Genomic DNA, 23235 nt, shown 5'->3' with positions numbered 1-23235 from the left:
TGCCGGGCCTGCACAATCTCTCCTACGGCGGACGCAGGGCGCTAAAACCGGTCGAACCTGGTCGCCTTACGATGGATGCTTGATCCAGCTCGCCTACTCGGGGCGGCTGTGACATCCCTCGACCAGTCTGGAAGGCGTCTATGTACTCGGCCGACATCAGGAGCCGCGCCCTCAGCTTCTTCGAGAAGCGAGGCCATACCGTCGTACCGTCAGCATCGTTGATCGCTGATGACCCGACCCTGCTTCTGATCAACGCGGGTATGGCACCGTTCAAGCCCTACTTCCTCGGCGAGGCGCCCGCCCCGTATAAGCGGGCCACGAGCTTGCAGAAGTGTGTGCGCACCGTCGACATCGAAGAGGTCGGCCAGACGAGCCGTCACGGCTCGTTCTTCCAGATGTTCGGCAACTTCTCCTTCGGCGACTACTTCAAAGAGAAGGCCATCCCCTACGCCTGGGAGTTCCTCACCAGCTCGATCAGTGATGGCGGGCTCGGGTTACCCGAGGACAAACTGTGGGTGACCGTCTACCTCGATGACGACGAAGCCGAGGAGATCTGGCGTCGCGACGTCGGGGTGCCCAAGGACCGTATCCAGCGCCTGGGCATGTCCGAGAACTTCTGGTCGATGGGTGTGCCCGGCCCGTGCGGGCCGTGCTCGGAGATCTGCTTCGACCGCGGACCCGACTTCGGCCAAGAGGGCGGGCCGGTCGCCAACGACGAGCGCTACCTCGAAATCTGGAACCTCGTGTTCATGCAGAACATCCGAGGCGAAGGCCCCGCCAAGGAGGGGTATCCGATCCTCGGGGACCTGCCGTCGAAGAACATCGACACCGGGTTCGGTCTCGAACGCATGGCCCTGCTGCTGCAAAATGTGCCCACCATCTTCGACATCGATACCACCCGCCAAATCCTCGACTTGGCCGCCGAACTCAGCGGAGCCAAGTACGGTGCCGGGGTCACCGAGGATGTGCGGTTGCGTGTGGTCGCCGATCACATTCTCACCAGCGTCATGCTCATCGGTGACGGCGTCACCCCCTCCAACGAGGGACGCGGCTACATCCTGCGCCGTATCCTTCGCCGAGCTGTGCGCATGATGAAACTCCTTGGGTCGGACGATCCGGTCGTGCACGAGTTGGTCGCGCGCACCGTCAAGGCGATGAGCCCGATGTATCCCGAACTCAAGGACGAGCACAAGCGCATCGACCGCGTCGCTGTCGCCGAGGAAGCCGCCTTCACTCAAACCCTGCGTTCGGGTACCGCGATCTTCGATTTGGCTGCCTCGGAACTGCGCAAGGCCGACGTCCGAGTCCTGCCCGGCGATAAGGCTTTCCAGCTCCACGACACCTACGGCTTCCCGATCGACCTCACTCTTGAGATGGCGGCCGAGGCCGGGCTGAAGGTGGACGAGACCGGGTTCCGGGAGTTGATGGCCCAGCAGCGCGCCCGCGCCAAGGCTGACGCCGCCGCCCGCAAGTCCGGCGGGCACGGCGAGTCCGGGGTCTACCGCGACCTGCTCGCTCAAGGCCCCACCGAGTTCACCGGCTACGGCGAACTCACCTCCGAGGCCACTGTGCGCGGTCTCATCCGCGACGGCGAACGCATCCGCTCGGCCGCCGAGGGCGACATCGTCGAACTCGTCCTGGACCGCACCCCGCTCTACGCCGAGGCCGGTGGACAGGAAAGCGACGCCGGGGTGATCACCGCCGATGGCGTCGACCTCGAGGTCCTCGACGTCCAGAAGATCGCCCGCAAGCTCTGGGTCCACCAGGTCAAGGTCCGACGCGGGGAGATCGCCGAGGGCGCGTCGGTGCTGGCCAAGGTCGACCCGGAATGGCGGCTCGGTGCCCGCCAGGCCCACTCGGGAACCCATATCGTGCACGCGGCCCTGCGGCAGGTCCTGGGGCCGACCGCCTTGCAGAGCGGTTCCTACAACAAGCCCGGGTACCTGCGCCTGGACTTTTCCTGGACCGGTGGCCTCTCACCCGAGACCCGGACCGAGATCGAGGAGGTAGCCAACCTCGCCGTCCGCCGTGACCTGCCCGTGGCCGTGGAGTACATGCCGCTGCCGAAGGCCCGCGAGATCGGTGCCTTGGCGTTGTTCGGCGAGACCTACGACGAAGACGTCCGTGTGGTCGAGATCGGCGGGCAGTGGTCGCGAGAGCTGTGCGGTGGTACCCATGTCGGGCACTCGTCGCAGGTCGGTCCGCTGACGGTGATCGGTGAGTCCTCGGTCGGGTCGGGTCTGCGTCGGGTGGAAGCCTATGTCGGTATCGATGCCTACCGGTACCTTGCCAAGGAACGCGCGTTCGCGGTCAAGGTGAGCGACATCCTGAATGTGCCGACCCCGGAAATCGGTGATCGCGTCGCCGCACTGGTCAAGCAGCTCCGCGACGCCGAGAAGCAGCTCGGCCGCTTCCGGGCCGATCTGCTGCGGAATCTTTCAAAGGATCTCGCGGGCAAAGCCACCTCGATCGGTGGTGTCGCGGTCGTCGCCGAACACCTGTCCGAGCCCGCTACTACCGAAGAGCTGCGCAGCGTTGTCCTCGACGTGCGCAAGTATCTCGGCAACGATGCGTCGGTGGTCGTCTTGACCGCACTGTCCAACGACAAGCCCATCGTGGTCGCAGCCGTCAACCAGGCCGGGCAGGAGCGCGGGCTCAAAGCCGGTGACCTGGTGCGCGTCGCCTCTAAGGCCCTCAAGGGCGGCGGCGGCGGCAAACCCGACATCGCCCAGGGCGGCGGCACCGACCCGCTCGCCACCAGCGAGGCCCTGCGGCTGGTGCGCGAGACAGTCGGTCAGAAAGCCACGCCCTGACCCGCCGTAGCCAGTTCAGTCGGCCCCGAGATGCGACAGCAGCTCGGGGCCGACCTCGTCCGGGCTGTCAAGGACCAGATCCGCGCCCGCCTCCCGCAACGCATCCGGTCCGGTGAATCCCCATCCCGCGCCGACGGTGAACACCCCCGCCGCGCGTCCGGCCGCGATATCGGTCGGGGAGTCGCCGAGGAAGAACGCCCGATCGTGCGGTACTGCGAGCCGAGCACACGCCGCAAGTACTCCATCGGGCGCCGGCTTGGGGACCGCGTCCTCGTAGGCCACGAGGACGTCGGTGAGGTCGGCCACGGCGGGGGGAATCCAGAACTCGATCCGGCTGCGCGCCTGGGCGGTGACGATCCCGATACCGGCACCGTGGGCGGCCAATGCCGACATCGCCGCGACGACGGCCTCGAACACAAGCACGCCTTCGCTCACCGCGGCCGAGAGCGCCGCGTCGAAGTGTCGGTAATACACCTCACGAGGATCAGGCACTCCCAACATCTCCAGGGCCTGCACCGGGGGCATCGCGGCGCACTGGCCCAGCACGCTCTCCTCTACCGTGCTCATCGACCACGTCTGCGCCAGAGCACGCAGCGCCGCCAGCGTCGCCACGCGACCGTCGATGACCACGCCGTCGAGGTCGAACAGGGCGGCATACCGGCGCTCACCCGAGCGCATCCGACACCTCCCCGCGCCGGGGCACACATACCAGCTCCTCCGGGTCTAGCAGGCCACGCAGCTCGATTCCGTTGGCGCGCAGTAACTCACCGCCCCCGAGACGACGGTCCAGGACGCACACCACGGTCAACACGTGCGCGCCGATGCCGTGCAGCGCGTCCACCGCGCGGTGGACCTGTCCTCCGGTGCGCACGACGTCATCGATCACCACCACGCGGGCACCGACCGCGATCTCCCCCTCGACCTGACGCCGTAGGCCGTGCGCTTTTGGTTCGGGACGCACGAACGCGGCCGGGATGCCCGTCACGGCCGACACAGCCACCGCCAGCGGCACACCGCCCAGCGCGACCCCGGCGATCACATCGGCATCAGTCGGAATCAGGCCCGCCATCGCCGCAGCGACCTCGGCCAGCAGCTCAGGCGCCGCAGCGAGAGCGTATTGATCGAAGTACTCGTCGAGGACCTCACCGGAGGCGAGCACGAAACCGCCCTTGCGCATCGCGGACTCCCGGATCCGAGCCACTAGCCCGGCCGAGACCGTCATCGGACACCAGCCGAGACCGCAGACGGAGCCGCGACGAGCGCTGACAACGCGCGGGTGAATCCCTCCAGATCGGCGATCTCGCACAGGAACGACAAGGGCCGGGTCGGTGACTCGAACAGCCACCGCTCCTCGCGCAGGAACGCGGCCAGCCGCAGCGCGGTCGGCCCGCACAGCCACACCGGTACCGGGCGGATGTTGCCCGCGTACCACAGCGCGGCGGTGAGTTCGTGCAGGGTTCCGACCCCGCCGCCTAACGCGATCACCACATCAGCGCCGTCGAGGAACCGGTGCAGCCGTTCACCCATCGTCGGCAGATGCACAGAGGAAGAGATATAGGGGTTGAACTCGCCCCACTCCATTCCGTCCAAGGAAACCGCGACCACCTGTCCGCCCCGGTCTGCGGCTCCGCGAGCAGCTTCCTCCATCAGCCCGTTGTAGCCGCCGTGCTGGAGCACGAATCCCGCCGCGCCCAGGGCGTCGCCGATGCCGTAGGCGAGTTCGAGATCGGCGACCGAGCCCGGCACTACGCCACCGAAAAACGAGGCAGTTCTATTGGTATGGCTCATCACAGCTCCATGTAGCGGCGGTAGGCGTCGATCGCGTCACGGTGGGTCTGCAGGATCTCCGGGACCGTTCTCTCCGCGACGGCGATCACTCGATTCAAGCCTTCGGTGACAGAGGCCAGCGTGGGGATCGGTGGCGCGGTCACCAACGCGGTCAGATGCTCGAGGCAGTCGCGCCCGAGCGGAGTTCTGCCGATCTCCTCGTGCAGTTGGTACCAGCCGTAGTAGGACGAGGACGGAGCGAGAGCGGTTTTGATCAGGTTCTTGACCGCTGTGTCGAACAGGAACCCCTCGGAATAGGCGACGAAGTCCTGCCCGCGTGTGACTCGCTTGCGGATCAGATACCCGATCACCAGGGCTTCGATCAGCAGGTTCTCACAGTCGGGGGGGTGGTGCGCCGCGCGTGTGACGAACCGCGTCGTCTCGTCATCGACGGTACGGGTGGCCTCGGGGTCGCGGGTGAAGATCGTCTGGCATAGCGACTGTTCGCGCACTCGTGCCAGGCGGCTCGCCGGAACGGCGTAGAGGTCCAGCTGTTGGAGGTGATCGGCCCACACGAGCAGGAACACATATCCGAGCCCGCCCATGTCGCCTACGATCGTGTCGCGCCATCCGGGCAGGATGCCACCGAGTTCGGTCCCGATCAGCGGGTCCAGCGCTGAGACGAACTGCGGGAACCTCGCGTCCTCGACGGCCACCACGAAGTCCACATCCGAGAGGCGGTCCGCGGTGCCGCGTGCCAGCGAGCCGCGCACCAGCAGCTCGGTGACCGCGTCACTGCGCGTGAATAGTTCGGTCGCGGCCTCGAGCAGCGCGAACTGATCAGGGCGGTTTGTTTCCAGCAGGGTACGCAGGCCGGGAGTCTTCATGCGAGGACCTCCGGTGCGACCTCGCCGAGCATCGTGCGCTTGTTCGTTCGCCACCGTTGCGCGGCCTCGGTGTCGCCCAGCCGGGCGTACAGCTCCGCGATCAGGTCGTAAACATGCCCTTCAGGGAGGGCGCGTTCGTAGAACAGCCGCAGCAGGTGCTTCTCGGCCGTGGACGGGTAACCCAGCTCGGCCAGCGATAGCGCCTGATCGAACCGCCGCGTCAGTTCCTCGGACGTGGCGGAAGGCATGGGTTCGGCGTCATCGGCCTCCAGCCACGCATTATCGACCGCCTCGGTGAGTCGGTCATCGAGGTAGCAGTCCAGCAGCAGGTGGTATCGGTCGGGGCCGAGCAGATTGCCCGCGCCGTGAGCGTGAGTCGGTCTCAACAGCCAGATCCGCCCGGCGCGTAGTCGGACTCGGGTACCGGCGGTGACCAGGACAGCCGAAGCGTTGGTCACCAGCGGGACATGCAACCGCACCCGGGCCGAGCTGTCGAGTTCCTGATAGTCGCGATGCTCCCACAGAAACGAGTGCGCGCTCAGTCGCGCGAGCCGGGCCCACATGAAGCGAAATCCCAACGAGAGCAGAAACTCCCGTGTGACCGGCATCTGCTCGAGCATCGTCGTCGCTCGCGGAGAACAATCAGTGATTCGCACGTCACGGGGGTCGCCCGAATCGTTGATCAATGACAGCGTCGACCAACCCCCGGACTGGAACTCCCCGTACTCGGCCACCCACGCTCGATCGTCGGGAACTGTCAACGCCTCGTGACGTATTCGATCCAATGTGGTCGCCTCGACTCGATCCAGACACGCGATCTGCCCGACGAGTTTGCCAAGACCAGACACGGATTTCGCTATCATCGCCACCCGCCTACTCCCCGAGTATCGGTGGGATGGGGTGATCCGCACGCGGCGAGAGTGAGCATGCCAGCAGCGGCGAGAACAGAACCAAGCTGCTGAACGGGAACCAGTTTCATGATGCGGGGCTCCTAACGGGGGAATGGTGCGTGTCGGCGTCACCAGGGCACAGGCCAAGGCGACCGCATTTTGGATGCTGGTGTTGGGGAAGTGCTCCGCGCTCGGGGCGACAACGCGGTGGTGCTCATAACGCGGGCTGGCGGGTCGGGGCCAGGCAGGGGTGCACCGCATACAGCACCGCACGCCCGGAGGTACGGAACACCAAGTGCGCGATGGCAATCCATCCGCGATACTCCGAGCCCTGATCGGCTCGCGAACGGCAGCGCCACGAAGTCGCCGTTGCCGAGCACCGTTATCCGGCGGCTGCGGTACAAGGCGGCCTCAGCCGCGGTCATCGTGGCGGGGATGTCGGAGCGGATCAGATACGTCCACGTGGCGGTCGGGGGTTCGTCCGGGCACGGCGACTGCCTGCTGTCGGGTTTCATTGCCGAGCCGTCCTAGGTAGGAGTGCTCGGGCGCACTCAATCACCACTTCGCCGAAGGGCCGAAAGGTGCCGGTTGCCGGGGAGATCCAGGTGCGGATCATCAGTGGGTCCGGGACGGGCGAGGGCAGGGCGATGTCTCCGTCGCGGATGACTACCACCCGGGCGTGCCACAGCTGGGCGATGACGGCAGGGTCGGCGATAGGCCGTATGTCGGCTCGTACGAGGAAGGTCCACATCCCTGCGCGGGGGTGGCCGATGATCGACAGCGGAGCGACACTACGCAGATCGAGGCTGTTCTTGACCCGAAGCGCCAGTCCGGTCGGCATCATCACCGCTCCGACGAGAGACCCGGCCTTCATCGTGATCCGCCCCGTTTGCGGGTCGACCACGGTCGGCAACGAACATATGCGGCGGTAGAACTCGGACCGGCTTTGCGGAGACTCGGTGTTCGGCTGCACCGGCGTGCTGATCGGCGTCATCGCAACTCCCCGGACGGCTCAGTAACCCTGGTCGCCCATCCGGCGATCGTCATCGCGTTGAGCTGCCTGACCAGGGTCGACAGTGAGCAGTCGAATGCGCGAGGGATCTCGGTCTCGGCGAGGGCGCCGGCCGACTCGCCCAGCTCGGCCTGCCTCGCCGCGGGCGGGAGTGAGTTCGGCTCGTTGCTGCCGTTCATGCGCGGCCTCCCTGATAGCGTTTCCAACGTTGAGGGAAGTCGGATCGGGCGGTTGTGCCTCGGCCTCCCAGGAATGGGTTCCTGGTGAAAATCGTGGCGCGCCAGCGGTATCGGAAGGAACCGCACAGTGTTGGCGTAGCGTAGGCGTACCGTAGGCACTTCCCAGTTCAGGAGCGGGAATAAGGGGGGCCGCATGATACGAGCGCGGGAATGGACCGGCTTCGAAGCTGCGGTGTTGCAAGAGGCTATGCGACAACCGATCCGGCAGTTCGCCACGATGCTCGGCGTCGAAAGCACCACGATCAGCAATTGGAAGTCGGGGCTGAGCGCGGTCAGACTCCGCGCGCACACCCAAGAGATCCTGGACACCGCCTACGCCCAACGCGCCACACCGGAAGACCGGGAACGGTTCGAGCAGATCGTGGCCGAAGGCGAAGCCGCCTGGCGAGCACGTCACCCGAAAGCTGCGCGTAGAAGCAAGGCTGACTCGAACACCGGTGATGTGCCCAGCGCTGACCCGGCCACGGCCCCCGAGTCAGCGTCGGTGAGTACGGACTTTCCGTTGGCCGGGGGCGGTGACTCCTCCGCGTCGACAGTTGACGTCGCACCGATCAGCAGCTCGGTGCTGGTCGGGGCCGATCACACGGCAATCGATGTGTTGGACGTGGAAGAGGCTTCGGCACTGATGCGAACGCGCTCGGCGCGAAGTTCTCTCAGCAGTTTCGCTACCGTGACCGATCTGCTGGCTGGTCAGCGCCAGAGTTTGGCACCCGATGCGCTCATCGGCCCGATCGAGGCTCACCGAGATGCTGTCGCGTCATTGTTTCGAGCTGCGAGCGACGATGTGATCAAACGGCGGGCGGGGGCGCTGCTGGGCGAGACATCCGTTGTGGCGAGCCGGGTGTGGAGCGCCATCGGTGACCGGTCGATGGCACTCACCCATGCCGCGTTCGCCCGCAAGCTTGCCGACCAGCTCCAAGACAAGACGTTGGGCGGTATCGCACGAATCTTCGAGAGCAATCTCCGGTCGGATGCAGCGACGTTGATCAGTTCGGATGGTGACGTGGTCATCGGGCTCCGAGTACTCAATGAGGCAGCCGGCCTCGCCGCCTTCTTGCCACCTGCGGCGCGAGCACGAATCGGCGCCGAGCAGGCGCAGGCTTACGCCGTGCTGGACCTTCGGGATGAATGCGAGGAAGCGTTGACTCGCGCTCAGCGCGCCGCGGAGAGCATCGATGAAGACAACCGCTCCGGCCTGTTCAGCGACTGGAACAGCACCCGGATCCAAGTCTACGTCGGCACCTGCCAGCTCCTCCTCGGGCAACCGAAACGCGCTATCGCCGCCCTTGCCGCCGCGCTGGACTCGCCCGAGATGGACAGCCCTAACGTCGCCCTGGCGGCGCGCGTCGACCTCGCCAGCGCGTACGCGCTGTCAGGAGAACTGGACGAGGGATGCCGGGTACTCGGTGAGACCTACGAGGATTTGGCAACCATGGGCAATCGTCGTGGACTCGAACGTGCGCAACGCGCAATCGAGAAGATGGCTCCATGGCAGAACGAGAAGCCGGTCCTCGCGTTGATGGAGCGAGTAGGCGAAACCTCCGCCTAGCGATCGAGCTTCGCGGCTGATCGGATCGTCTGTGCCGAACGGATAGCTTCGAGTACCTCGTCGGGATCCAGCCGGTCCACGACCGCATCTGGCGAGTGTTCCCACAGCTCCTCGGAGGTGATCCGGTGCGACACCGCGACAACGCCGAATCCGGCGTGCCGAGCGGTGGCGATGTCATTCGGCGCATCGCCGATGATGACGGTCCGCGCAGGCTCAATGGGGTGCCGGTACTTCGCCTGATACCGGTCGGCGACGAACGCGGGCAAGTCGAACCGTTCCCGCGCGTCTGAGCCGAAGGCACCGACTTCGAGGTCGAGGTGGGAGTCCAGGCCCGCCACGGTCAGTTTGAATTCGGCCGATACACGGAGGTTCCCGGTGAGAGCCGTCTGGACGTACCCGTGCTCCGCCAAAGTAGCGATAGTTTGCACGGCACCCGGATACGCTGCCTGGTCGCGGGCGAGCTCAGCCTCTCCCTGCCTCATGACCTGCATCAGCACGTCAGCGTACCGGCTGAATCCTTCTTCGGCGGTCTCGCTGGCGACGCCCGAGGCTATGGCCGTGTCCACGACGATGGACTCGTCGGTGTAACCATGTATCCGCGCAGCGGGAAACACGACAGCCGACTCTTCGATGTCGTAGGTCCGGGCTACTGCTCGCCGCAGCCAGCGCAGGTCCGCCGGAATCAGCGTGCCGTCCACATCCCAGATGATCAGCCCTGCCCGTGTCTCAGCCATGTTCATCGATTCTGGCAGACGGTAGCGGACCCTGCAGCGGTCAACGGTTCACCCAGCACGTTCAGCGCCCGCGTCCATGGAAGCGGTCCGGTTTCACCGTCCTCGGTAATGCGGACGAACCACACACCCCAGCCAGCCAGTCGCTCGCGGGCCTCACGCACGGCGGGGAAGTTGGCCTGCTCCTGCTTGTCGTGCGGGATCGCTACGACGGGCAGCCCTTCGCCGACGGCTTCTACCAACAGGGCGAGCGGCAGTGTGTCACCGATACCGGCTGACCATTTCGCCATCCTGTTCGTCGTCAGCGGTGCTGCGATGATCGCGTCGGCCGGGGGCAGGAGGTCCTCGGTTCCTGGCTGTTCGAACTCCCAGCGCACCGGGTGACCGGTCTGCGCCTCCAAGGCGTCGGTATCGAGAAAGCGGACACCGTTCGGCGAGGCGACGACGAACACGTCCCAGCCCTCAGCCTGGGCGAGTTCGACCAGCTCACTCACCTGAGTTCGGTCAGTCATGAGCCCATCATGGCAGTCTGCAGAGGACACTGCCGGGCTACACCATCACTACGCCTACACGCCCCGGGCGAGGTCGCCCAACTCGCCCGGCGGCGCTCCGATGGCACTCGGGCGGCCACCCCGCGACTACCTGGTTCTGTCGTGTTCCAAGGTGGCGTTCTCAGCGGCGATGGCGGGTGTGCCGTAGAGGCCGTAGGCAAGGAGGACGTCGGGGCACTCGCCGTAATCGCCGATCTCGAGGCTGAGTGAGACGGGCTGATCGGTGCCCGGTGTACGTACATGGATTGGTGTCGGGCGGGGGCGGTCGTAGGTGACCTGCATGGGGGTGGATTCCCAGACGCGGGGGAATTCGGGGGTGGCCCGCAGTTTCCGGAACACGGATCGCGCTCGAGGGAGATCGCGGTATCGACCGAGGGTTCCGCGCAGGATGGTAACGGTGTAGCGGGCTTCGTTGTCCCAGTCGTGAATGTGGTCGCGGGCGGCGGGGGAGAACATCCACTGGAAGTAGTTGTTGTCGGCCTCGGCGAGGCCGGGCGCCATGCGGTGGAAGATCCGGTTGCCGTGCAGCACGGTTCGGAGGGGATCGAGGTAGACGGCGAGGGTGTCGCGGGTATCGAGGTGGTCGAGGTGGGCTTGGATGCCCAGGCCGGTGAGGCGCTGGCGTAGTTCCTCGGCGGGTGGCAGGTCGAGGGAGGGTTGCCACAGTTCGTGCAGGTGTCGTCGCTGTGAGGAGTCGAGGTCGAAGGCGTCGACCAGTTTGGCGAAGACACGAGGGCCGGGATAGGTCCGATCCCGGATGAGCCGGTGGAGGTAGGAACTGCTGAAACCGGCCTGTTGGGCCGCGGACTCACGGGACAGATGATGGCGGTGGCGCAGCCATTCCAACGAGTCGTGGAAGTCGGGCATCCCGTCGAGTGCCGGGGCTTTCCGCATTTCATCTTGCCCGTCTGTGCGGAGGTAGCGCGAGCGCGGTTTCCCTGGCGTGTGAACGACGAGGTGCCTGCTCGGCGTTGTGTTGGCGGGTGGGGGGATTGCCTGTCATTCGGTACTCCTGTTCGGTGGTGCGGGGATTCGGGGGTTGGCACCGTGAGCTGCAGTTCATCGGCATCTTCCGTGTCGACTAACACTGCCGGTCAGACCTGACCCGTTGTAGGGCTCGCAGTAGCACACACAGAATCGGACGTCGTGGGAACTCGAGGCGTAGCCGAGGTGGATACGTGCGGAGTACAGTTCGCCGGTGATGGGGTCGCGCAGGTGGACGGGTTCCTCGGGGCGGCGGCCGTAGGCCACCGCATCGCTGGTGTCCCACGCCTCACGGAAGGTGGCCGCACCGCGCAGGTCACGGACGAGGGTAAGAGCGTGCGGGGTTTCGCGGTGGCGTCCGAGAGCGGCGCGCAGAGTCGCGACCAGGTAGGCGGCGACGCTGTCCCAGTGCACGACGATGGGTTCGGCGGTGGCCGTGGTCGAGCCGGGGTGAAAGAACCACAAGGCGACGTTGCCGCGGAATCCTTCGATGCCGGGCAGGCCCGCAGTGAACCGTTCGTTGGCGAGGACCACATTCCACAGCGGATCGATGTAGGCGCCGGCGATCTCGCGGCGGTCGAGGTAGGTCAGTGTCGCCCGGTTCTCCGGAATGTCGATGCGCGTGCGTAGTTCCGCAATCGGCTGCAGAGCCACCGGGGGCCGGGCGAGGTCGCGGATGTAGCGTTCCTGCGCGCGATCGAGGTCGTAGGCAGTGACGAGGTGGCTCAGGACCGCTGGTGAGGGCGTCGCCTTGTTGTGTTCGATCTTTTTGAGCATCTCCTCGCTGATGTGAAGGCGGTCAGCCGCGCGCGGGCGGGGGAGTTTGCGGCGCTCGCGGATCCGGCGCGCCCAGCAGCCGAGGTCGGGTATCTCCGACCGAGACGAACTGGCGCGGTCCTGCTGGCGGCGTCGTCGCGGATGGTGGGCCGGATTCGTTGTCCGGGTCACGTAAAGCCCCTCCTACTACGGTCTTCCGTACTTCCTTCCACGTGGGGTACGTTGAAGGGTTAACTTTCCCCGAGCTGATTCGTTCCTACCAGAGAAAGATCATCCCCGGCAAACAAGTTTTTCTGTGAGCTAGCCGACAAATAGCCATAGGTGTCCGCGCGGCAGGCGCGATGTGTTGCTGTGCTCGCGCGCCGGGATGACGCGCGCGTTCGGGACGTTTCTCTAGTTTCTCTACTGATACTCGCGTTACCCCTTTCCTGCATCGACGCAGGCCATCATGTGCGGCCGGAGGGGTAATGGTTGTGATAGCACATTCTTTACCTCTCGAAGGGGTAGCGCAGCAGCGGTTTTCGGGGCTGTGATGGTGGAGCATCACACCTCCTCAGAAAGGGAAAACCGTTGGACATATACAACATTCTGGTGCTGCTCGACGCAGGCGCTTCGCTGGTCTCGAATGTGCTGTCGGTCGCCTCGCAGGCGTTGAGTCTGGTCCTGTCGTTCGTCTGATCGTCGGGCCGTTCCTCTGATTCGAGGGGTACGCCGACGGGTCTCCCGGCTGTGGTCGGGCAGCCGGGAGTATCGGCCTTTCTCGCGTGTTGTCACGCGCATTTTCTGATCCTTTTCCTTTCCTTTCTCATTCGATCGAAAGGGTTATTTGTCGTGCCCGAAAACGGGAATACATCCCTCGCGTACGGGGGTCGGCTGCTGTGGGGTGGCCGCATGTTGGCTGTCGGTGTCCTACCGATGGTGATGATGATCGCCACACCCGAAGCCGGTGCGCTGACTGCGGATCCGATCGCCGACCAGCCCGGGGTCACCGCCCCGGCCCAGCCCGGAACCACCGCACCCGCCCCGCCCCCACCACCGGACCTACCACCGCCCGAACCCCCTGTGTATGCGGTGCAGCCGCCCGAGGTCCGCAACGGCCCGGCCCCGCGCCCGGCGCCTCCACCCGCTCCCGCGCCGCCGGTGCAGGTGGTCGAGCTGCACTCACCGGAACCGGTGCCTCCGGTCGCGCCGATCGAGGCCCCGCCGGACACGATCCGGATCGGCCAGTGGGAGACGCCGTCGCCGGACTGGGTGCCTCCGGAGATTCGTGACGGCGTCAACACCACCGCCGCGAACCTGGAAGCGCAGGCCGCGACGTTCCTGGACTCGATCGGGATCCCGGCGGGTCGCTCTGATCGGGTGGCCGGTGCCACGATCGCCGGGGCAGGGATCGGTGGTGCGATCGGAGGCGCGCTGGCGGGGACCCCGGCGGCGGCAGCGGGCGCGGTCGCGGGCGGGCTGGCCGGTGGCACGATCGGCGGTATCGCCGGTGCCGCACTGGGCACGGTAGTGAGCGTGCCGGTCATCGGCACGATCACCTCCGGTGTGGCCGGGACCGTGCTGGGCGCAGCAGCCGGTGCTGTCGCGGGCGCGATCGTGGCAGGGGTTCCCGCCGCCGTGGTCGGCGCGCTGGCCGGTGGCACAGTGGGCGCAGGGTTCGGTGCCGGAGTGGGGGTGGGCCAGCCGTGACCGGTCTGCGTCTCCTCACCGCCACCATCCTGGCGGCCTGCACGAGCGCGCTGTGCACGCCCGGCTCCGGGGCGGCGCAACCACCCGCCGCAGGCCCGGGTTGCCCTGTGCTGTGGGTCCTCGGAGTGCAGGGCACCGGCGAGTCGTCCCCGGAAGCATCCCCGTCCGCCGATACCGGGATGCTCGGATTCTTGCTCGGCCCGGTGGTGGCCGCTGTGCCAGACCTCGTGCACCGCACGTACATCGCTTATCCGGCTGGGTTCGGTGGCGCGGTGGGCACAGGCACCAGCCCCGACTCCTACGCGGCCTCGATGGGCGAGGGCTTGGCCGCGCTCACGGCCACTGCCGCCCGGATCGCCGCCGATTGCCCCGCCACCGCTCTGGCTGTGGTCGGGTATTCCCAAGGTGCGCAGGTGGTGTCGGAATTCGCCCGCGCTGTCGGCGCGGGCGAGGGACCCGTCCCGGCCGAGCGGGTGGCAGGTATCGCGCTGTACTCCGATCCCGATCGCGCCCCAGGCTCGCCGGTGATCCCCGGCCGTCCTGGTCAGCTCACCCCCGACCCGGCCCCCGGCACCACGGGGGTGGCGGTGTCGGGGGTGGCGATCACCACCGCCCCGGCCTCCGGCGGCGGGATCGCCACCAGTTCGGGTGTCGAGTACGGGGCGTTGACCGGGCGGGTGGCCGATATCTGCGTCGATGGCGACTTGAGTTGCTCGGCACCCGATCGCGCCGCCCTGTTGCGGGTGGCCGCGCAGATCGCTGCCCAGGCGGATCTGCGTGATCCGGTGGCCGCGCTCGGCTCGATCCAGGCGCTGCTGTCGGGTGTGCTCGGTGACGCCTGGACCACCATGGTGAACAACGACTTCCACATCGGCCCCGGCGTCGTCGATTACGTCCCCGCGGCGAGCCTGGCCGACCGGCTCACCGACGCCTCCGACCCCCGCACGCCCCGACCCGATCCGGACCAGACGGCTGCCGCGACGGCCCGGTGGGGACAGATCACCGAGGTCGTGGCCTCCGACCCGGTCGGGCAGTTGCCGAAACTGGCCGGGCAGCTCTCGGGTGCGTGGGGGCAGCTGGTGGCCGACAACGCCGATCTGACGAACCCGGGCGTGTGGCTGCGCTATGCCGACATCCATGGCCGCCACACCGGATACGCCGCTGCCGGACAGCTCGTCAGCGGCGTCGCGTGGCTGACCGCACTCGCCCACGATCTGGCCGGGAGGCACCCGTGAACAACAGCGACTTCTACGACACACCCACCGTGACCGGCAGCCGCGCGGGAGATCTGGTGCGCACCCGGCCGGTGTTCGTTCCGCAACTGACCTCGGCGGCAGGAGCGTGGCAGGTCATCTACATCTCCACCAATTCTCGCTCCGAACTCGTTCCCGCCTCCGGGATCGTGCTGACTCCTGAGGCGGTCGCCGAGCCCGGTGCTACCGCGATCCTGGTGTATTGCACGGAGTTTCGTGGTCTGGGCGGGGTGTGTGCACCCTCGCAACTGCTGGCGATCGGTGCCGAACCCGACACGACCGGGATCGAAGCGGCCTTGCGGCGGGGGTGGGTGGTGGCGATACCCGACGGTGAAGGACTCGGCCTCACCGGAGGAGGACCGCACACCTTCCTCGCCGCCCGCGCCGGGGGCAGGGCCGTGCTCGATCTGGCGCGGGCGGTCTATCGGGGCGCGAACCCCGATGTCCCGGTCGCGCCGGTGGTGGCCTGGGGATACGCCGACGGTGGGCGGGTGGTCGCCGCCGCCGGGGAACTGCAGCCGTGGTATGCGCCCGAGGTGGACTTGCGTGGGATCGCCGCCGGAGCCGTCGCTTCCGACCTCGCGGCGCTGGCTCCGGCGTTCAGCCGGGGCTTGGGCGCGGGCCTCGGGCTCGCGGCGCTGATCGGGCTCTCACGCGCCTACGACCAGCTCCCGCTGCGCCACATCCTGACCGAGGCCGGGACGCGAGCGGTGGCCGAGGCACAACATCTCACCGATGCCGCACTGCTGAAACGGTTTCCGCAACCGGTGGCGCACTGGTGCCGACGCCCGGACCCGTGGAACGATCACTGGTGGCGGCGGGTGCTGGCGTTGGAGACCCTCGCCCACACCATGCCCGCGATGCCGCTGCACCTGTACCACGGCAGCGACGATGAGATCGTGCCCGTGTCCGCTGGGCGGCGCACCCTCATCGCTTACCGGCAACGCGGCACCGAGGTCAGCTGGCGCGAGTACGGCGCCGATCACCGCGCCACCGCCGACGCCGCCACCCCCGATGTCCTCGCCAGACTCGGCGAGAACATCACCCGCCGGCCGCCTCCCAAGCCGGGCCGGCCGATCGGCGAGGGCGAGCACAGCGAGCACGCCACCCGCCCCTGACCCCCTCCAGGGGAAACCCTGCCCGCACCCCGCACCCACCCCCACCCGGGGTGCGGGCAGGCCCCCGGAGACGTACCCACAGCACACAGTCCGAGACCTACTCCTGATCAGGCGAGGTGAATGCAGTTGCGCAAGACGCCGGGCGACGACGACCCGTGGGCCTGGATCGAACAGCCGCTAATGGGACCGTCCCTGCACCTCGTGCCCGACCCCGATCTCGATTCCGAGACCGGGGTCGAGGCGAATCCTGCGGCGCGGGAAGGTCGCTGGCTGGTGGCGTTGCCGCAGCCTCCTGACCCGCCCGACACGGCCGTAGGGCTATGGGGGCGGGGTGATGCCGGGCATCGGGTGTCGTGGCGGGTGTGGGCGGCGCTGGCGGCCACTGTGGCGGTGATGATCGGTGTGGTGGCCGTGTGGGCTGACGACACACGAGACGCCGGTGATCCGCTGCGTGCCACGGCGGTCCCGCCGAGCGTCACGTCGTCGGCCGAGGGGGCGTGCACCGGGTTGTCGGGCACCGTGGTCACCGACCGTCGCGCCGACACCACCGCGACCGTGGCGGGGGTGATCGCGGCGTTCGAGGCCGCCTACTACATCGATCGCAACGCCGAGACCGCGATGCGGCTGCTGGCACCGGAGTCCGGCATCGCCGCAGATGGACTCGCCGCCGGGATCGCCTCGATCCCGGCGGGCACGACCCATTGCGTCGCGGTAACTCCGATCTCGGAGTCGACCGCGAACGTGCATGTGGTCGAGCTGCGCCCGGACCGGCAACGGATGGACTACCTCCAGCTCATCAACACCCGCCCCGGCGAGAGCGGCCTGTTGATCAGCAACATCCAGAGGCAGGGATGACCCCGACCACCCCACAGTCTCCCGGCTCGCAGGCGCCGTTACTGATCGCCGTCGCGGGCCTCGGCCCGCGCGTCGGCACCACGACCACGGCGGTGGCTCTGGCTTGCGCCTGGCCTGGTCGCGAGGCCGCGCTGGTGGTGGAGGCCGACCCCGCAGGTGGGCAGTTGGCCGACATGGTCGAAGCCGACCCGTATCTGGGGTTGGCGAGTTTGGCCCGCACCCTCGAACCGGACGCAGAGTTCGAAAAGGACCGGGTGCTCGAGCACCTGCAATTCCTGCCCAACGCCGTGCCGATGCTGGCCGCACCACCGGGCCGCGACCCCGCGCGAACGGCACTGACCACCGCACTGCTGACCGGCGCGCACCCGGGCTGGCGGGGGCTGGGGGCGACGGTGTTCGCCGATTGCGGTGTCCCCGAACCGGACTCGGACCTGGCCCCGGTCCTGGAGGCCGCCGACGCCTGCCTGGTCGTCGTACGCCCCGAATACACCGAGCCCGAACTCGCTGCCCACCGCATCCTGCGACTCACCGCGGGCTGCCGCCGCCGGGGGATCGTGCTCATCGAGAAACCTCGCAGCGAGTTCGCCGCTGCCCTCGCCCTGCCGATCCTGGGATCCTTGCCCGCCGCGCCGGTGTCGGCCGAGGCGCTGCTGCACGGGACCCGGCAACCGCGTCGCGGTCCTCGCCTGCTGCCTGCCGCGCGCACCATCGCCACCGCCGTGCGCGAACAACTGCGCCCACCGCACCCGGTCGCGACCGCCCCGCATCGGCGTACTCGCCCACCGACCCGCCCCCACACGGCCCCCGCCCGCCGCCAGGCACCACCACCGACCGTCTACCGACTCGACCCGGCCACCACCGCCGTAGGCCCGCGACCGTCACCGAACCCGAGAACGGAGGCAGGGAAGGTCCGCACCCCGCCCGCCCCCTCTCCCGTACGTGTGCCGCCGCCTCGCCCCACCACACCCGGCCACGCCGCCCAGCAGACCAGCCCACCCGGCCAGGACCGAGCCACCGACCCTCCTGCCGCGCCACATCGCTTCGCGCCGTCGAGCCCGCCACCGGCGAGCCCGGCCCCGAAGCGGTCCGAGCCCGGACTGGCGATCAAGGTCTTCGGGCCGACCCGGCTGCTATGGCGAGCACCAGGGCGTGAGGAGGCCGTGGACATCACCTCCCGGTTGCAGCCACGCAGCCGCGCGCTTCTCACCGTGCTCGCCCTGCACCCCGAGGGCATTACCAGGGCAGCGCTGATCGAGCTGCTCTGGGACGAGCGTGCCCCGGAACGCTCCGGGCACGCGCTGACCAACACGTTGAGCCGCCTGCGCACCACCGTCGCCGCCGCCACCGACGACCAGGTCACCACCTTGCTGAGCGACGACCGAACGCATTGCCGCTTGTCCGAAGACGGGATCACCGTCGACTATCGGCAGTTCACCGCGGCCGTCGCCTCCCGCCGCCGCGCCACCGCAGATGAGGACCAGGCCGCCGCCTGCCGAACCATCGCGCAGCTGGCGACCACCACCCTGGCCACCGACCTCACCGACGCCGCCTGGGTAGAACCCCTGCGCGAAGCCGCACGCCGCGACACCCGCTACGCGCTGAGCTGGCTGGCCCGCAACGCCGACCTCGACCCCCACGCCACCCTGGGACTGCTCGAGACAGCGGTCGACAACGACCCCTACAACGAAACCCTCTGGCACCACATCCTGCGCCTGCACGCCCGACTCGGCGAATACGACGCCCTCGCCTCCACCTACTCACTACTCACCCACAGACTCGCCGAAATCGGCGAAACCCCGAGCCGCGAAACACACCGGCTCCTCGAAGACCTCCGTAAAACCGCCGAATAGAAGACGGCCATCAAACGAATCCTCTCCTGCTGCTGCGTGGGTCCGCTAAGAAATCCGCGCCACCCTCTCCCGTGTGGCAGCGAAGTGTTACCGAGTGACGGTCGGTGCCGAATGCAATGTATAATTCAATCCAGCGATGCGCGCCGCTCGGGAAATTATTCGTTGCGGGCGCGGATACGCATTTCATTCACGAATTCTCGAATGCCGTTCTCGTGGCATCGTGGATTTATTCCCGGTGCGGCTGCTGCTCGCGATCTTGATGTGGTCAATTGGTGGGGCGCTCCGTGGGGTTTTCCGTGGGGTGTTCCGTGGGGCGGTCAAGACGCCCCACTTCGACGCGGCAAAATACCTGTTCAGGGGCCATATACCCGAGTGGGGGCCATCCAGGATTGTCTATATACAAAGCTATATAGACATGCTTCGCCCCCACTCGTCGGCGGTTCCTCCCGCCCGTGCCGTGCCGCAACCACCCTTGCTGCCTGTCTCCATCCCGCCTTATCTTCTCCACCTTCTGTGTCATCTATCTTCTTTTCTTTTGTTGCTTTTATGGGCGGTGCGCGGTCTCGGCCGAGGAGGGCTGCGCGCGTTTCATTTCATTCTTGCTTTGTCGGATATGGGGGCTCGCGAATAAATTTCGGGAAATTGCCGCTTTTTCGGGTTGTGGACTCGTCGTGAGCCGAGCTAGCGTCGAGACGTGCCCCGGAATTCGCCGGGGAATCCACGGAAATCCGATTGGTGGCCTCGCCACACGTATGCCACGATCCGCGTGGCGGTACGTGATTCGGGTTCGACTTTCTGGAGACGAAATGACTGCACCTCGTTTGGGTAATGGTGAATTGCGGCGCATGGTCGCCGGTGTGCTGGCTGGCGATCCGGGCCGCGAGCATTCCCCCCGGGAGGTCGCGAAAACCCTGGCGCGTTCTTCCGGTGCGGTCGGCAACGCGCTCGAGGCGCTGACCGCCGCCGGTCACGCCGACCGCACCGCCGCCTCACCGCGCCGCTACCGCGCCAACGCCCACACCGCCGCCGCTGCCGCCCCGGCCACGCCTGCCTCGGCGGCATCCGCCACACCCGCCCCGGCCGCACCCGCTACGCCCCCGGCGGCACCCGCCGCGCCCGCTGCCCCGGCGGTCCCGGCCGCAAGCGCACCGCGTAGGCGGCCCCGTGCGGCGAAAACGACGAGTGGGCCGGTGGCGCGTCCGAATGGGCAGATGTATCACCCGCGCAAGCTCGCGGGCAGCGCCGATGTGGATGTGTTGCGCACGATGCGCGCCAACGAGGTGCCCGTGCTGCTGTACGGGCCACCCGGAACCGGGAAGACCTCGCTGATCGAGGCCGCGTTCGGTGACCTGCTGACCGTGCAAGGGGATGGCGACACCACGGTCGCTGATTTCGTGGGCGAGTACACCCAAGCCCCGGACGGGACCTTCGTGTTCGTGCACGGGCCGCTGGTCCGGGCGATGCGCGAGGGCCGAGTGCTGTTCGTCGACGACGCGACCCTCATCGCCCCGACCGTGCTCTCGTGCGTATACCCCGCGATGGACGGGCGGCGGGAGATCGTGATCAAAGCCAACGGTGGCGAGGTCGTGAAAGCCGAGCCCGGGTTCTACATCTGCGCGGGACACAACCCCGGAGTCCACGGGGCGATCCTGTCGGACGCGCTCGCCAGCCGGTTCGCCTTCCAGGTCCAGGTCTCCAGCGACTACGACCTCGCCACCAGCCTCGGGGTGAACCCGAAAGCGGTGCGGGTGGCCCGCAATCTGTCCACCCGCCAAGCCAAGGGCGAGATCGGGTGGGCACCGCAACTGCGGGAACTGCTGGCCTTCCAGAAGATCGCCACCGCCACCACCGAACTCACCGCCGCCGCCAACCTCATCGGCACCGCACCGGAAGAGGACCGCGCCATCGTCGCCGAGGTCGTCAAAACCGTGTTCGGCACCACCCTCGAGCCCCTGTCGCTGGGCACCCGCCTCTAGGCGACCTTCCGCTACAGCCACCACTGACCCCGAACACCTGAAACCGCACGGTGACAGCTGAATTCGAAGAGGAGCCATCGCAATGACCGAACCGAGGAACCGGACACGCCCGACCACCGCCGCGCTCACCCCGATCTACGAGGTGAAAAACCCTGTCACCGGAGACCAATTCATCATTTACGCCGCCGACGATGCGGGCATGTTCACCGTGGCGCACGTGAGCGCCCCCCTTGCCGCCCCGCGTATCCACCTGGTCAATCCCGACGACATCGCCGAATACGCGACGGGCGCGGTCGGTGTCATGCGCAACCGGCACGCGGGTTTCGCCGCGCAGGTCTACACCAACAGCGCACCCGCCCCGTTGTCCACCCGGCTGCCGGACTGAACCTCCACACACCTCTCGCCTGATCGGAAGGAACACCCCGCCGTGACCGCTCACGTGATCGCCGACCCCGCCACCACACCCGCCGCCCCGCCCGCCACCACCGGCTGGGCTGCCCTGTCCGCCGCATTGACCGAGGAGGCACCCCCGATCGCTGACCGCGACGACCTCGTGGTCACGATCGCCCCCGGTGCCGCGCACGGGCACCCGGCGGTGTTCATGCCGCATCGGGCCGCCATCGAACTCGACGGCACCCACCTCAGGATCGACCCGGCCACAGCGCGCCCGGACCGCAACAGCGACCGCGCCCGCTACCCGGCCCTGTTCGGTGCGTTCGTGCACGAATGCGCCCACGCCCGCCACTCGGCCTGGGAGCCACCCGCACTCGCGAATCCGGCCGTGGTCGAGGCCGCGATGCTGCTGGAAGAGTCCCGCATCGAGGCCGCGCAGATCCGCCGCCGCCCCGCCGACCGCCACTGGCTACGCGCCTCGGCCACCGAGATCGTCATCGGAGACACCGGCGGCCCCGCCGCTATGGCAGCGGTACCCGCCACCGAATACGCCGCCGCCCACTCGGCCGCGTTGATCCTGGGCCGCGTAGACGGCGGCATCCTCACCGAGACCGAGACCGCACCCGCCGCCACCACGATAAAAGCCATCCTCGGTGCTACGAAACTCGCCGACCTCCAAGCGATCTGGCAGCACGCGCACACCCTCGCCGACGACGACACGGCAGGGATGCTCGAACTGGGGCAGCGCTGGCTCGACCTGGTCGGCCCCGACCCGCACGCCGAACCCGACCCGGCCTCGATACTGGCCGCCGCGATCGACGCGACGATCACCAAAATCACCAAAGCAGTTGCCGACGAACCCGCCCCGCTCGATCCGGCGGAGATCGCCGCCGCTGCCGCTGCCGCCGAACTCATGGCCGAACTGGAAGCCGAGGCCGCCGCGAGCAAGGTGTTCGGCGCTCGGGGCTCGACTCCCATCAGCCGCGCCCCTCGCGCGCCGCGCGCGGATGAGCGGGCCGCCGCTCGTGTGCTGGCGCGCGCGTTGAGCACCGCCAGCCGCCGCGAACGCGCCGTGGTCAAAACCGGGTCGGTGATACCACCGGGCCGGGTGCGGATGCGCGGCGCGATGGCACGCGAAGCCCAGCGCGCCGCCGGGGCCATCCCCACCGCCGAGATGTTCACCCGTACCACCCGTAAAACCGTGCCCGTGCCCCCGCTGCGAGTCGGGATCGCCTGCGACATCTCCGGGTCGATGACCTCCTACGCCAAACCGGTCGCCTCCGCCGCGTGGATCATCGCCCACGCCGCCCAACTGGCCACCATGCCCGCCGACACCGCCACCCTCACCTTCGGCAACGACGTGCACTCGGTTACCCGCCCCGGTACCGCACCGGCCAAGGTCACCGAGTTCAAATCCAGCGACAACTACGAGGCCATCGACGTGGCCATCGACGCACTCGACGGCGCGCTCGGACTATCCCGCCGGGAGAACACCCGCCTGCTGGTCATCATCTCCGACGGCGTCTTCAGCGCCGAACCCCGCCGACGCGCCCAGCAGCGCCTCGACCGGCTCCGCGCCAGCGGGTGCGCGGTGCTGTGGCTCGCCCCCAACACGCGCGGTGTCCGACCCCTCACCGGTGCCATCGTCCACCGCATCACCGACCCCGCCACCACCGCCCAAGCCATCGCCCGCGCCGCTACCGCCGCCGTACGCACCGCATAACCCACCGGCCCCGGGGGGGGGGGGGCCCCCCCCCCCCCCCCCGGGGGGGGGCCCGGCCCCCCCCCCCCCCCCCCGGCCCCCCCCCCCCCCCGCCGCCACCCCCGCCCCGCCGAAAGCGCGACGCCAATAAAACCCCCCGGCCCGCTACCAGTTTGGTTGGGGACCCACAGGGGTGGCA

21 protein-coding genes are annotated in these 23235 nt (G+C 67.9%); 10 read left to right on the top strand and 11 right to left on the bottom strand.

The annotated features are described in order from the left end of the window. Positions 1 to 140: 140 nt before the first annotated feature. Positions 141 to 2813: an alanine--tRNA ligase gene (gene alaS / locus ACL03I_RS17125; RefSeq protein ID WP_412806452.1), complete on the top strand. Its 2673-nt coding sequence runs from the start codon at positions 141 to 143 to the stop codon at positions 2811 to 2813. 15 nt (positions 2814 to 2828) lie between these two features. Here alaS and ACL03I_RS17120 read toward each other — a convergent pair whose 3' ends face one another. The 7 genes from ACL03I_RS17120 to ACL03I_RS17090 all read right to left on the bottom strand — a co-directional run bounded on the left by ACL03I_RS17120 (position 2829) and on the right by ACL03I_RS17090 (position 7548). Further along, positions 2829 to 3491, bottom strand: a complete 663-nt coding sequence (locus ACL03I_RS17120) for an HAD family hydrolase (RefSeq protein ID WP_412806451.1) — start codon at positions 3489 to 3491, stop codon at positions 2829 to 2831. Beyond that, positions 3478 to 3990 carry an orotate phosphoribosyltransferase gene (gene pyrE, locus ACL03I_RS17115; RefSeq protein ID WP_412806450.1) on the bottom strand — a complete coding sequence of 171 codons (513 nt, stop codon included), beginning with the start codon at positions 3988 to 3990 and terminating at the stop codon, positions 3478 to 3480. Before pyrE ends, ACL03I_RS17120 begins: the two co-directional genes overlap by 14 nt. A 41-nt stretch (positions 3991 to 4031) precedes the next feature. Then, positions 4032 to 4601 (bottom strand): SLOG cluster 4 domain-containing protein, encoded by a 570-nt coding sequence (locus ACL03I_RS17110; RefSeq protein ID WP_412806449.1) that lies wholly within the window; start codon positions 4599 to 4601, stop codon positions 4032 to 4034. Beyond that, positions 4601 to 5467, bottom strand: a complete 867-nt coding sequence (locus ACL03I_RS17105) for a nucleotidyltransferase domain-containing protein (RefSeq protein WP_412806448.1) — start codon at positions 5465 to 5467, stop codon at positions 4601 to 4603. Before ACL03I_RS17105 ends, ACL03I_RS17110 begins: the two co-directional genes overlap by 1 nt. After that, on the bottom strand, positions 5464 to 6330 hold the full coding sequence (locus tag ACL03I_RS17100) for an aspartyl/asparaginyl beta-hydroxylase domain-containing protein (RefSeq protein WP_412806447.1): 867 nt from the start codon (positions 6328 to 6330) through the stop codon (positions 5464 to 5466). The genes ACL03I_RS17105 and ACL03I_RS17100 overlap by 4 nt, the downstream gene beginning before the upstream one ends. Before the next feature lie 538 nt (positions 6331 to 6868). Then, positions 6869 to 7351, bottom strand: coding sequence for a DNA-directed RNA polymerase subunit beta (locus ACL03I_RS17095; protein WP_412806446.1), 483 nt, complete (start codon positions 7349 to 7351; stop codon positions 6869 to 6871). Continuing rightward, positions 7348 to 7548, bottom strand: a complete 201-nt coding sequence (locus ACL03I_RS17090; protein ID WP_364434632.1) for a hypothetical protein — start codon at positions 7546 to 7548, stop codon at positions 7348 to 7350. Before ACL03I_RS17090 ends, ACL03I_RS17095 begins: the two co-directional genes overlap by 4 nt. 277 nt (positions 7549 to 7825) lie before the next feature. On the opposite strand from ACL03I_RS17090, the gene ACL03I_RS17085 reads away from it, so the two are divergent. Next, positions 7826 to 9157, top strand: a complete 1332-nt coding sequence (locus ACL03I_RS17085; protein ID WP_412806445.1) for a hypothetical protein — start codon at positions 7826 to 7828, stop codon at positions 9155 to 9157. Here the strand turns inward: ACL03I_RS17085 and ACL03I_RS17080 are convergent. The 4 genes from ACL03I_RS17080 to ACL03I_RS17065 form a co-directional block, all read right to left on the bottom strand. Beyond that, on the bottom strand, positions 9154 to 9891 hold the full coding sequence (locus ACL03I_RS17080; protein WP_412806444.1) for an HAD family hydrolase: 738 nt from the start codon (positions 9889 to 9891) through the stop codon (positions 9154 to 9156). The two genes, ACL03I_RS17085 and ACL03I_RS17080, sit on opposite strands and share 4 nt — an antisense overlap. Positions 9892 to 9893: 2 nt before the next feature. Further along, positions 9894 to 10400 (bottom strand): flavoprotein, encoded by a 507-nt coding sequence (locus ACL03I_RS17075; protein WP_412806443.1) that lies wholly within the window; start codon positions 10398 to 10400, stop codon positions 9894 to 9896. A gap of 126 nt (positions 10401 to 10526) precedes the next feature. After that, positions 10527 to 11333, bottom strand: coding sequence for a helix-turn-helix domain-containing protein (locus ACL03I_RS17070; protein WP_412806442.1), 807 nt, complete (start codon positions 11331 to 11333; stop codon positions 10527 to 10529). A 165-nt stretch (positions 11334 to 11498) separates the two neighbouring features. Further along, the gene (locus tag ACL03I_RS17065; RefSeq protein ID WP_412806441.1) at positions 11499 to 12371 is read right to left on the bottom strand and encodes a helix-turn-helix domain-containing protein; all 873 of its coding nucleotides are present in this window, start codon (positions 12369 to 12371) and stop codon (positions 11499 to 11501) included. Positions 12372 to 13091: 720 nt separating this feature from the next. Here ACL03I_RS17065 and ACL03I_RS17060 point away from each other — a divergent pair. The 8 genes from ACL03I_RS17060 to ACL03I_RS17025 all read left to right on the top strand — a co-directional run bounded on the left by ACL03I_RS17060 (position 13092) and on the right by ACL03I_RS17025 (position 23057). Then, a complete protein-coding gene (locus tag ACL03I_RS17060) occupies positions 13092 to 13889 on the top strand; it encodes a hypothetical protein (protein WP_412806440.1) in 798 nt (265 codons plus the stop codon). Next, positions 13886 to 15124: a cutinase family protein gene (locus ACL03I_RS17055; protein ID WP_412806439.1), complete on the top strand. Its 1239-nt coding sequence runs from the start codon at positions 13886 to 13888 to the stop codon at positions 15122 to 15124. The genes ACL03I_RS17060 and ACL03I_RS17055 overlap by 4 nt, the downstream gene beginning before the upstream one ends. After that, on the top strand, positions 15121 to 16260 hold the full coding sequence (locus tag ACL03I_RS17050; protein WP_412806438.1) for a lipase family protein: 1140 nt from the start codon (positions 15121 to 15123) through the stop codon (positions 16258 to 16260). Before ACL03I_RS17055 ends, ACL03I_RS17050 begins: the two co-directional genes overlap by 4 nt. Positions 16261 to 16380: 120 nt before the next feature. Then, positions 16381 to 17115, top strand: a complete 735-nt coding sequence (locus ACL03I_RS17045) for a hypothetical protein (protein WP_412806437.1) — start codon at positions 16381 to 16383, stop codon at positions 17113 to 17115. Continuing rightward, positions 17112 to 18965 (top strand): BTAD domain-containing putative transcriptional regulator, encoded by a 1854-nt coding sequence (locus ACL03I_RS17040; protein WP_412806436.1) that lies wholly within the window; start codon positions 17112 to 17114, stop codon positions 18963 to 18965. The genes ACL03I_RS17045 and ACL03I_RS17040 overlap by 4 nt, the downstream gene beginning before the upstream one ends. An 806-nt stretch (positions 18966 to 19771) precedes the next feature. After that, on the top strand, positions 19772 to 20941 hold the full coding sequence (locus ACL03I_RS17035) for an AAA family ATPase (RefSeq protein ID WP_412806435.1): 1170 nt from the start codon (positions 19772 to 19774) through the stop codon (positions 20939 to 20941). 82 nt (positions 20942 to 21023) lie between these two features. After that, positions 21024 to 21326, top strand: coding sequence for a hypothetical protein (locus ACL03I_RS17030; protein WP_412806434.1), 303 nt, complete (start codon positions 21024 to 21026; stop codon positions 21324 to 21326). A gap of 42 nt (positions 21327 to 21368) precedes the next feature. Then, a complete protein-coding gene (locus ACL03I_RS17025; RefSeq protein WP_412806433.1) occupies positions 21369 to 23057 on the top strand; it encodes a vWA domain-containing protein in 1689 nt (562 codons plus the stop codon). Positions 23058 to 23235 lie beyond the last annotated feature (178 nt).

This window comes from Nocardia sichangensis (assembly GCF_047200615.1).
In the GTDB taxonomy this organism is placed as follows: domain Bacteria; phylum Actinomycetota; class Actinomycetes; order Mycobacteriales; family Mycobacteriaceae; genus Nocardia; species Nocardia sichangensis.
This window is presented reverse-complemented; position numbering and strand designations above follow the sequence as displayed.

Coding starts and splice junctions, on each gene's coding strand:
- alaS (WP_412806452.1), top strand. CDS start 141: ATGTACTCGGCCGACATCAGGAGCCGCGCCCTCAGCTTCTTCGAGAAG.
- ACL03I_RS17120 (WP_412806451.1), bottom strand. CDS start 3,491: ATGCGCTCGGGTGAGCGCCGGTATGCCGCCCTGTTCGACCTCGACGGC.
- pyrE (WP_412806450.1), bottom strand. CDS start 3,990: ATGCGCAAGGGCGGTTTCGTGCTCGCCTCCGGTGAGGTCCTCGACGAG.
- ACL03I_RS17110 (WP_412806449.1), bottom strand. CDS start 4,601: ATGAGCCATACCAATAGAACTGCCTCGTTTTTCGGTGGCGTAGTGCCG.
- ACL03I_RS17105 (WP_412806448.1), bottom strand. CDS start 5,467: ATGAAGACTCCCGGCCTGCGTACCCTGCTGGAAACAAACCGCCCTGAT.
- ACL03I_RS17100 (WP_412806447.1), bottom strand. CDS start 6,330: ATGATAGCGAAATCCGTGTCTGGTCTTGGCAAACTCGTCGGGCAGATC.
- ACL03I_RS17095 (WP_412806446.1), bottom strand. CDS start 7,351: ATGACGCCGATCAGCACGCCGGTGCAGCCGAACACCGAGTCTCCGCAA.
- ACL03I_RS17090 (WP_364434632.1), bottom strand. CDS start 7,548: ATGAACGGCAGCAACGAGCCGAACTCACTCCCGCCCGCGGCGAGGCAG.
- ACL03I_RS17085 (WP_412806445.1), top strand. CDS start 7,826: ATGCTCGGCGTCGAAAGCACCACGATCAGCAATTGGAAGTCGGGGCTG.
- ACL03I_RS17080 (WP_412806444.1), bottom strand. CDS start 9,891: ATGGCTGAGACACGGGCAGGGCTGATCATCTGGGATGTGGACGGCACG.
- ACL03I_RS17075 (WP_412806443.1), bottom strand. CDS start 10,400: ATGACTGACCGAACTCAGGTGAGTGAGCTGGTCGAACTCGCCCAGGCT.
- ACL03I_RS17070 (WP_412806442.1), bottom strand. CDS start 11,333: ATGCGGAAAGCCCCGGCACTCGACGGGATGCCCGACTTCCACGACTCG.
- ACL03I_RS17060 (WP_412806440.1), top strand. CDS start 13,092: ATGTTGGCTGTCGGTGTCCTACCGATGGTGATGATGATCGCCACACCC.
- ACL03I_RS17045 (WP_412806437.1), top strand. CDS start 16,381: ATGCAGTTGCGCAAGACGCCGGGCGACGACGACCCGTGGGCCTGGATC.
- ACL03I_RS17040 (WP_412806436.1), top strand. CDS start 17,112: ATGACCCCGACCACCCCACAGTCTCCCGGCTCGCAGGCGCCGTTACTG.
- ACL03I_RS17035 (WP_412806435.1), top strand. CDS start 19,772: ATGACTGCACCTCGTTTGGGTAATGGTGAATTGCGGCGCATGGTCGCC.
- ACL03I_RS17030 (WP_412806434.1), top strand. CDS start 21,024: ATGACCGAACCGAGGAACCGGACACGCCCGACCACCGCCGCGCTCACC.